The following is a 9,323-nucleotide window of genomic DNA, read 5'->3' as shown; positions in this document are numbered from 1 at the left end:
CGCCGCCGACGGGACCGGCGTCGGCGCCGAGGCGACGGGCGGGGCCGGCGCGGTGCCGGAGGTGCTCTCGGCCGGCTTCGACGTCACCGACCCCGCCGCCGTCGACGCGGCGCTGACCGAGATCGAGGCCGCGCACGGCACCCCGGACGTGCTGGTGAACAACGCCGGCATCCAGCGTCGGGCGCCGATCGCGGAGTTCGCCGACGAGGACTGGGACGCGCTGCTGGCCACGAACCTCTCCGCCGCCTTCTACTGCGCCCGCCGCGTCGCCCGCGGCATGATCGCGCGCGGCAGCGGGAAGATCGTGCAGATCGGCTCGGTCCAGTCCCAGCTCGCCCGCCCCTCCATCGCCGCGTACAGCGCGACCAAGGGCGGGATCGCGATGTTCACCAAGGGCCTCGCCGCCGACCTCGCCCCTCACGGCATCCAGGTCAACACCCTCGCCCCCGGCTACTTCGCCACCGAGCTCACGAAGGCCCTGGTCGAGGACGAGGAGTTCTCCGCCTGGGTCGCCCGCCGCACTCCCGACGGGCACTGGGGCGACGTCGAGGACCTCGTCGGCCCGCTGGTGTTCCTCGCCTCCGACGCGAGCCGCTTCGTCAACGGCCAGACCCTCCACGTCGACGGCGGGATGACCGCGGTGGTGTGAGCGGCCGGGCGGGCATGGGACGACGGGCCGGGATCGCGGGGAAGGAGCCACGGATCCCGCCCCGCCGCCGGTCGGAGGAGCCGCGTACCCTACGAGCTGTGAGCTCCTCGTCCCGCCGCCCCACCTCCGCCGATGTCGCGGCGCGTGCGGGCGTCTCGCGGGCCACCGTCTCGATGGTGCTCAACGGACGTGTGGAGGGGACGGTCGCCGTGGCCACCCAGCAGCGCGTGCTCGCCGCCGCCGCCGAGCTCGGCTACACCCGCTCGGCCCTCGCGATCTCCCTCAAGGAGCGTCGCTCGCGCACGATCGGTCTCATCACCGACGAGATCGCGACCTCGCCCTTCGCGGGCCGTATGGCGCGCGCCGCCTCCATGGTCGCCGCCCGGCACGATCACCTCGTGATCACCGTGGACCTCTCGCTGCGCGACCACACCGTCGAGGATGCCGCCCGCCTCCTTGCCGAGCGCCAGGTCGACGGACTGCTCTACGCGACCATGGGCCGCATGAGGGGCCCCCTCCCCGTCGTGCCGCCGGGGATCCCGCTGGTGCTGGCGAACCACGAACCGGTGCCGCCCGGGGCGGACGAGCGCGGCGAGGGTGCCGAGCTGCCGCCCACCTTCGTGCCCGACGACTACGGCGGCGCCCGACGTGCTGCTCGTCGCCTGGTCGAGACCGGTCATCGGCGGATCGCCATGCTCTCCGGCGACGATCGCTCCGTGGCCGTCCTCGAGCGCGAGGCCGGCTTTCGTGACGAGCTGGCGGACGCAGGGCTCGAACCGCGGATGGTGAAGGCGGGGTGGCAGATCGACGACGGCTACCGGGCCGCCGCCCGGCTGTTCGCGGGGGAGGACCCGCCGACGGGTGTGTTCTGCATCCGTGACCGGGTCGCTGCCGGGGTGCTCCAGGCCGCGGCCGCGGCGGGCATCGCCGTTCCGGGTGACCTCTCGGTGATCGGCTTCGATGACGAGGACTTCTTCGCCGAGCGGCTCGTTCCGAAGCTCACGACGATCGCCCTGCCCCACGAGGAGATGGGGCGCCGGGCGATGGACGCGCTGTTCGCGCGACTGGAGGGCGAGGCGGCGGGCGACGATGCGGGTGTCGTGGTCGTCGAGTGCCCGCTCGTCGAGCGGGAGTCGGTGGGGATCGCACGCGAGCGCTGACCTCGCTCGACGTCTGCTGCGCGGGCTGGTCGAGGTGGGGCCGGTGGTGCTCCGGCCGGGTCTGGGCCGGCTCCGGGCCCGGGCTGGTCCGGGGCTGGGCGAGCCGGCCCGCGTCATGGGTTCCGGGTGCTGTCGCGGGATCAGGGTTGACACGTGTGAAAGCTGCGCTGCATACTGGTCCCGACCGACTTCGACACGTGTGAAAGCGGTGTGTCGGCGATGACGCCGGACAGCCGCATCGACTCGCACCTCCTCTATCACCCCGCTTCGACTGTCCCGACTCTCGACGAAGAGGACCGCATGGCCAGCCCCTCCACCCTCACCCGCCGCGCCCTCCTCGGCGCCGGCGGCGCGGCAGCCCTCGCCGGCACCATCGCCGCCTGGCCCCGCCTCACCGGGGCCGACACCCCCGGCCGCGGCCAGGACGCCCTGACGATCCTGATCCTCGGCACCTCGCAGGACGCGGCCGGCCGTCAGGCGATCGCGGATGCCTTCATGGAGACCCATCCCGACATCCCCGTGCTGATCCAGTCGGTGCAGGCCACCGACTGGGGTGACTTCTTCGCGAAGATCCTCACGATGGTCGCCTCCGGCACCCAGCCCGACATCGTCTACACGGCGACCGAAGGCGCGCAGCTCTTCGCCGAGCGCCTCGCGCTGCCGCTGGACGACTACCTCCTGCGCGACGCCGAGGAGATGAAGGACTACTTCGAGGACGTCCACCCCAGCCTCATCGAGGCGTTCATGTACAAGGGCTCCCTCTACCAGCTCCCGCTCGACTTCAACGCCGCGAACATGTACCTCAACCTCGACGTCCTCGAGCGCAACGGCCTCGAGATGCCGGGGGAGGAGTGGACGAAGGACGACTTCACCGAGTTGCTGCGCGGCATGAAGGGCGACGCCACCCCGTACTACTGGACCAATCGTCTCTTCGGCGGGATCGTGCCCTGGCTCTACGTCAACGACACCTCCTTCCTGATCGAGGAGCGGGCGAGCGGCGGCGAGGACTTCTGGTCCACCTTCTATCCCGGCGAGCAGCGCTCCGGCGGTTATCTCTGGACCGGCTCCAACGCGACCGACGACCGCGTCCACGAGAGCTTCGAGCATCTGCGCGGCCTCGTCGGAGAGGGCCTCGCCGTGCGTCCCGAGGAGGGCGGCGGCAACACCCTCGTCGGCCTGTTCGCCTCCGGTCGCATCGGCACCACCCCCGCGGGCGGCTACTGGGTGCAGGGGCTCGCCGAGGGCGGCATGCGCCCCGAGCAGTACGACGTGCAGTTCTTCCCGCGCTGGAAGACCCAGCGTCACCAGTTCGGAGGTGCCGGATACGCGGTCATGAAGACCACCGACAAGCCGGACCAGGCCTGGGAGTGGATCAAGTACATCGCCTCGAAGGAGGCGATGGAGCTCGCCTTCCCGACCCCCTCGACCACTCCGACCCGGCGCTCGATGGTGAACGACTCCCTGTACACCGGCATCGGTCCGGAGCACTGGTCACGCTTCTACGAGACCCTCGACCGCTTCCCGTCCCCCGGCCCGATCCCCGCCCCGCCGCAGCAGGCCGCCGTCGAGACGGCGCTCATCCGCAATGTCTCCACCGCGCTGTCCGGCGGTCCTGAGCAGGTCGCGCGGTCGCTCGCGGATCTGGACGCCGACCTGCGCGCCGTCTTCTCCGAGGAGGACCCCTCATGACCGCCGATCGCGACAGCGCCCTGCTGCGCTGGCTCTTCCTCGCCCCGACGATGCTCGGCATCGGCATCTTCGTGGTGCTGCCGATCGTCGGCTCGCTCGCCCTCGCCTTCTTCCGCTGGGACATCATCACCTCCCCGCAGTTCGTGGGGCTGGAGAACTTCGCCGACCTCGCCACCGACCGCACCGTCGGCATCTCCTTCCTGAACACCGCCGTCTTCGTGGTCGTCGCGGTCGCCGCCCAGCTCGTCATCGCGATGCTGCTCGCCGTGCTGGTCAGCTCCCGGATGCCTCCGTGGCTGCGAGTGTTCTTCCGCTCGACCTTCTTCTTCCCCCTCGTGCTGTCCGCGGCGAGCGTCTCGATCCTCATGAAGTACCTGTTCAACGAGAGCTACGGCGTCATCAACTGGCTGCTCTCGCTGGTGGGGGTCCCGGCCGTGCCCTGGCTGACCAGCCCGCAGTGGGCCATGGTCGTGGTGATCGCGGTGTACGTGTGGCAGAACTTCGGCTTCTCGTTCCTGCTCTTCATCGGCGGCCTGAGCTCGATCCCCACCGAGATCTACGAGGCCGGCTCCATCGACGGGGCGACCGGCTGGCGCCAGTTCCGCCATCTCACCCTGCCGCTGGTGAGTCCCACCGTGCTGGTCGCCTCGGTGATGGCGATCATCTCCGCGCTGCAGGTCTTCGACCAGCCCTACGTGCTCACGCGCGGCGGGCCCGGGGACTCCACCCGCACGGTCGTGATGGTCATCTACGAGAGCGCCTTCCGCGAGCTCGAGTTCGGGCGTGCCAGCGCGATCGGCCTGGTCCTCATGGTCCTGATCATGTTCGTCACCGCCGCCCAGTTCCGCCTCGCCCGACGCTTCGTCTTCTATCAGTGAGCCGCGCTCCCGCCGTCGCGAGCGCCCCTGTCCCCGTCCGGAAGGACCCCCGATGACACGCCGCCTACCCGTCCTCGCCAAGTACTCCGCCCTGTTCGTCGCCGCCGTGCTCACCCTCGGTCCGGTGTGGTGGACGTTCACCACCTCGCTCCGGCCCGCCGCGGAGTCCTTCAGCCTCCCCCCGAGCTTCTTCCCCAGCTCTCCGGACTTCTCGAGCTACGCCGCGGTGTTCGAGCAGATCGCGGTGCCGCTGCTGGTGCTCAACAGCGCCCTGGTCACGGGGGTCGTCGCGATCGGCCAGATGCTCACCGCCGCGATGGCGGGGTACGTCTTCGCCCGCATCGAGTTCCGCGGCAAGAACGCCCTGTTCGCGATCGTGCTCTCGACGATGATGGTCCCGGTGCAGGTCACGATCGTGCCGGTGTTCATGATCATCCGCGGGATGGGGCTCTCCGACACGCTGCTCGCGCTGATCCTCCCCGCGATCCCCACCGCCTTCGGGACCTTCCTGATGCGCCAGTACTTCCTGGGCCTTCCGCTCGAGCTGGGGGAGGCCGCGGCGCTCGACGGCGCGACCCCCTGGCGCACCTTCTTCTCCATCTACGCGCCGCTGGCGCTGTCCGGCATGGCGATCGTGGGCGTCCTCGCCTTCAACTACCACTGGAACGAGTTCTTCCGCCCGCTGATCTTCATGATCTCCGAGCAGAACTACACCCTGCCGCTCGGCCTCGTGACCCTCCAGGGCAACCTCGGCACGGGTTCGATCTCGGTCGTGCTGGCGGGAGTGATCCTCTCGATGGTGCCCGCCGTGGTGGTGTTCCTCTTCGGCCAGCGCTATCTGCGCGAGGGCCTCACCGCCGGGTCCTCGAAATGACCCCTGCCCACCGTCCCCGCCCCCACGTCACCAGGAGCAGCATCACGATGACCGACACCCTCGACCTCGGCTTCCCGGCCCTCCACCGCGTCCACCCGTTCGGCTGGATCAACGACCCCAACGGCATCCACCGCACCGCCGACGGCCGCTGGCACGTGTTCTTCCAGTACAACCCTGCGTCCACCCGCCACGAGCACATCCACTGGGGGCACATGTCCTCCTCGGATCTGGTGAGCTGGCGCGAGGAGCCGCTGGGCCCCGTGCCCCGCCCGGGAGAGGCCGACCAGGGCGGCTGCTGGAGCGGCGTCGGACTCCTCGACCACGCGCCCGACGCGAGCGCCGCCGAGGATGCCGAGCTGTCCGCCGGACCCGTCGCCGACGGGCCCGGTGCTCCCGCCGTTCCCACTCTCGTCTACTCCGGGGTCGACGGGATCGAGAACCAGCTCGCCCGCGTGCTGGTCACCCGCCTCGATGAGAGCGGCACCGAGCTGGTCCGCACCGGCGTGGTCGCCGCCGAGGTGCCCGAGGTGCCCGGACTGATCGGGATCCGCGACCCCTTCGTGTTCACCTACGGCGGGAAGCGCTGGGGGATCCAAGGCGCCGGGGTGCGCGAGGGTGGTCGCTTCGTGCCGACGCTGCTGCTGTACTCGTGCGAGGACCTCGAGAACTGGGAGCTCGTCGGCACGCTGCTGCACGGGGACGACCCTGTCGCCGCCGAGCACTCGCCCGCCGATCTCTGGGAGTGCCCGCAGCTCGTGCCCGTCGGCGGGCGCTGGGTGCTGCTGCTGTCCCGCTGGGGGCACCCTTCCACCTACGAGCGCTCCACCCTCCAGGTCGACTACCTGGTGGGGGACCTCGTCGACGGCTCGGACGGCGCGCCGCGCTTCGCTCCGACCGCCGGGGGGCAGGTCGACATCGGTCCCGACTTCTACGCACCCCAGGCCGTCGTCGACGCCGACGGCGACCGGGTGCTGCTGTGGGGCTGGTCATGGGAGGGGCAGCAGCGCAGCCAGGAGCAGACCGACGCCCAGGGCTGGGCCGGAGCGCTGACCTTCCCGCGGGAGCTGCGGCTCGACGGGGAGGAGCTGCGCAGCTTGCCGGTCCCGGAGCTGCGCGCGCTGCGGTCCGAGGCGCTGCCCCTGGAGGCGGCGGACGACGTCGACGTGCCCGGGGCCACCGGGGCCGGCGGCACTGTCGAGCTCCTGCTCGAGACTCCCGCGCGGGCCGAGGTGCGCACTCGCGGGGCCGTCACGGTCGAGATCCTCGGGGCCGACGGCACTGCGCGCGAGGTTCTCTCGGCCGATGACGGACCCGCGACGCTGTTCCTCGACGCGAGCCTCCTCGAGCACCTCCCGGACGCGGTTTCCCCGTGCACTCTGCGCTTCTATCCGGCAGACGGCGATCGGGTCCGCGTGCGCGGAGCGCTCGCCGAGGCGTGGGCGCTCGAGCTGCCCGGGCGCTGAGCCTCCCGCCGCGGCATCCCGAGCGCTGCCGGGTCCGGTACCCCCGATCCGCGGCCCGGCACCGGCGGTGGCATGGTCGGTCACGGGCGTCTGGCGTAGCGCTATGCCTATATGGGCATAGAGGTACGCTCTGCGCCAGTAGTCGACCATGCTCCGTGGGCTGTGGGCTGTGGGCTGTGGGCTGTGGGCTTGGGGCTTGGGGCTGGGGGCGGTGTCTGCAGGGTGCCTGGAGCTGAGTGCGCCCTGGCCCTCCGCGGGCGGGGTGGGCCGGGTGTCAGCGCACCCCGAGCGGCAGCATCTCCGCGAGCGCCGTGCGCCAGGGCGTGAGATCCCAGCCCTGCGCGGCGACCCAGTCGTCGTCGAAGTAGGTGTCGGTGTAGCGGTCGCCCGGATCGCACAGCAGCGTCAGCACCGAGCCGCTCTCGCCCTTCTCGCGCATCTGCGTGATCAGCTGCGCCGCGGCGATGAGGTTCGTGCCGGTCGAGGCGCCGACGCGCCTGCCGAGCACCTCGGAGAGATGTCGGGCGGCGGCGACCGAGGCGGCATCCGGCACCCGGATCATCCGGTCCACGACCCCGGGCACGAAGCTCGGCTCGACCTGCGGGCGGCCGATGCCCTCGATCCGCGAGCCGGACCCAGTGGTGAGATGCGGATCCTCCTGCACCCATCCGGGGAAGAACGCGGAGTTCTCCACGTCCGCGACGCACAGGGAGGTGGGCAGGGACCGGTAGCGCAGCAGGCGCCCGAAGGTCGCGCTGGTCCCGCCGGTCCCGGCGCCGACCACGATCCAGCGCGGCACCGGATGCGGCTCGAGCTCGAGCTGGGCGAGGGCGCTGACGGCGATGGAGTTGTTGCCCCGCCAGTCGGTGGCGCGCTCGGCGTGGGTGAACTGGTCCAGGAAGAGCCCGCCGAGCTCATCGGCCAGGCGCTGCGCCTCCCGGCTCATGTCCGCCGCGCCGTCCACGACGTGGCACTGCCCGCCGGCGAACTCGATCAGCGCGATCTTCCGCGCGCTCGTGCCGCGCGGGACCACGGCCACGAAGGGGATGTCGAGCATCCGCGCCACATGGGCCTCGCTCACCGCGGTCGAGCCCGACGACGCCTCGATCACCGGCATCCCCGGCCGCAGCTGTCCGTTGACCAGCGCGAACAGGAACAGCGAGCGGGCCAGTCGGTGCTTGAGGCTGCCGGAGGAGTGGGTCGTCTCGTCCTTGAGGTAGAGCTGGATGTCCCAGTCCTCGGGCAGATCCAGGCGCACCAGGTGGGTGTCGGCGCTGCGACGCCCGTCGGCGTCCAGGCGGTGGATCCGCTCGGCGACCCACGCCCGCAGGTCCTCGTCGCTGCGGTCGACGTCCTGCAGGGGCTCGGGCCAGCACGCATCCATGGTCATGGGGAGACCGTACCGAGTCGGGTGTCGAGGGCTGGACGGGCGCGGTGGATCTTCGCCCGCGTCGGTCTACGACCCGGTCGTGGCCGGCGGAGGCGGCGGGCGGGCCGGCGGGCGGCTCACGTGCGCACGGGGTCGGGCGTGGCCGGCGGCTGCCCTGGTGTCGCCGGACCGCGTCCCGCTCTGCTCCCGCAGCTCCTCGACCGTGTCGGCGGGGGTCGCGTCCGTCGAGGGGCGGCGGGACCGCCCATGCCGCACGAGCCCTTCCGGGGCTGGTGGGACGTCCGTGATCCCTGTGCTGACCGGGCGGAAGGAGAGCGCTGCCGCTCAGGGTGTGCGCAGCGCCCCGAAGGTGAGGCGGCGCCGCAGCGTGAAGCCGAGCTTCTCGTAGCCCGCGATCGCGGCGGTGTTCGCGGCGGAGGCGTGCAGCAGCGCCCTGTCACCGCGGCGCTGGATGTGGTGGGCGACGTCGAGCACGAGGCGGGAGGCGAGACCCTGTCGACGATGGTCGGGATGGACCGCGACCGCGCTGATCTCGGTCCAGCCGTCGGGGTGGAGGCGCTCGCCGGCCATCGCGATCAGCTGTCCGTCCCGTCGGATCCCCACGTAGCGGCCCATCTCGTGCGTGCGCGCCTCGAAGGGGCCGGGCCTGGTCTGCGCGATCAGGGCGAGCATCTCGTCGGCGTCGGCCGCTCCGAGCTCGACCGCCTCCGGCTCGGGGCGCGGGGCGAGGCGGTCGGTCTGGACGAGCTGCACGCCCGGGATCTGGAACTCCGGCGCCCAGCCGGCCGGCAGCAGCGGATCGGCGTGGGAGACGGAGACCACGGCATCGTGCCCGAACACGTCGAGGATCGCGTCCCAGACGTCGGGGTGCTCCCAGTCGCGCACGCCCACGAAGGGGGAGACGTCCTCCGGGTAGCGCAGCACGTGCTCGTTGCCGATCGCGAGCTCGCGGTGGGCGCCGGTGAGCGAGGACCAGGCGGGGTTGTCGAGCACCGGATGCTCCGCGCCCGAGGGGGCGTCGGCGCTCCCGACGTGGGGCTGTTCATCCAGTGGCATGCGGTGACCTCGTGCGGCGGAGCGGGCGTGACCGGGCCACGCTACTCCCGACGGGTGGGCCGCGCGCAGTCCTGTCACTCCGCGTGAACGGGCCCAGGTGGGCCGGCGAGAGCCGGGGGCAGAACCGACGGGGCGGGTGTGGCCGCCGGGCGCGGAGCCGCGCG

At 71.8% G+C, this 9,323-nt stretch carries 8 protein-coding genes; 6 read left to right on the top strand and 2 right to left on the bottom strand.

Going from position 1 to position 9,323, the window contains the following annotated elements; all coding sequences use genetic code 11:
* The 6 genes from HMPREF3159_RS00140 to HMPREF3159_RS00115 form a co-directional block, all read left to right on the top strand.
* Positions 1–649 (top strand): SDR family oxidoreductase (locus tag HMPREF3159_RS00140; RefSeq protein WP_070499005.1); only part of this gene is annotated, 649 nt, incomplete at its 5' end.
* 98 nt (positions 650–747) lie between these two features.
* On the top strand, positions 748–1,809 hold the full coding sequence (locus tag HMPREF3159_RS00135; RefSeq protein ID WP_070499004.1) for a LacI family DNA-binding transcriptional regulator: 1,062 nt from the start codon (positions 748–750) through the stop codon (positions 1,807–1,809).
* Between the two features lie 300 nt (positions 1,810–2,109).
* Positions 2,110–3,498 (top strand): extracellular solute-binding protein, encoded by a 1,389-nt coding sequence (locus HMPREF3159_RS00130; RefSeq protein WP_070499003.1) that lies wholly within the window; start codon positions 2,110–2,112, stop codon positions 3,496–3,498.
* Entirely contained in the window at positions 3,495–4,376 is an 882-nt protein-coding gene (locus HMPREF3159_RS00125; protein ID WP_070499002.1) for a carbohydrate ABC transporter permease, read from the top strand. Before HMPREF3159_RS00130 ends, HMPREF3159_RS00125 begins: the two co-directional genes overlap by 4 nt.
* 52 nt (positions 4,377–4,428) lie before the next feature.
* Positions 4,429–5,250: a carbohydrate ABC transporter permease gene (locus tag HMPREF3159_RS00120; RefSeq protein ID WP_070499001.1), complete on the top strand. Its 822-nt coding sequence runs from the start codon at positions 4,429–4,431 to the stop codon at positions 5,248–5,250.
* A gap of 47 nt (positions 5,251–5,297) precedes the next feature.
* Positions 5,298–6,713: a glycoside hydrolase family 32 protein gene (locus HMPREF3159_RS00115; RefSeq protein WP_070499000.1), complete on the top strand. Its 1,416-nt coding sequence runs from the start codon at positions 5,298–5,300 to the stop codon at positions 6,711–6,713.
* A gap of 274 nt (positions 6,714–6,987) precedes the next feature.
* Here HMPREF3159_RS00115 and HMPREF3159_RS00110 read toward each other — a convergent pair whose 3' ends face one another.
* On the bottom strand, positions 6,988–8,103 hold the full coding sequence (locus HMPREF3159_RS00110; protein ID WP_070498999.1) for a PLP-dependent cysteine synthase family protein: 1,116 nt from the start codon (positions 8,101–8,103) through the stop codon (positions 6,988–6,990).
* Positions 8,104–8,427: 324 nt separating this feature from the next.
* Positions 8,428–9,159 (bottom strand): GNAT family N-acetyltransferase, encoded by a 732-nt coding sequence (locus HMPREF3159_RS00105; protein ID WP_070498998.1) that lies wholly within the window; start codon positions 9,157–9,159, stop codon positions 8,428–8,430.
* Positions 9,160–9,323: the final 164 nt, after the last annotated feature.

Origin of the sequence: Brachybacterium sp. HMSC06H03 (assembly GCF_001807385.1) — a bacterium.
Classification (GTDB): Bacteria; Actinomycetota; Actinomycetes; order Actinomycetales; family Dermabacteraceae; genus Brachybacterium; species Brachybacterium conglomeratum.
This window is presented reverse-complemented; position numbering and strand designations above follow the sequence as displayed.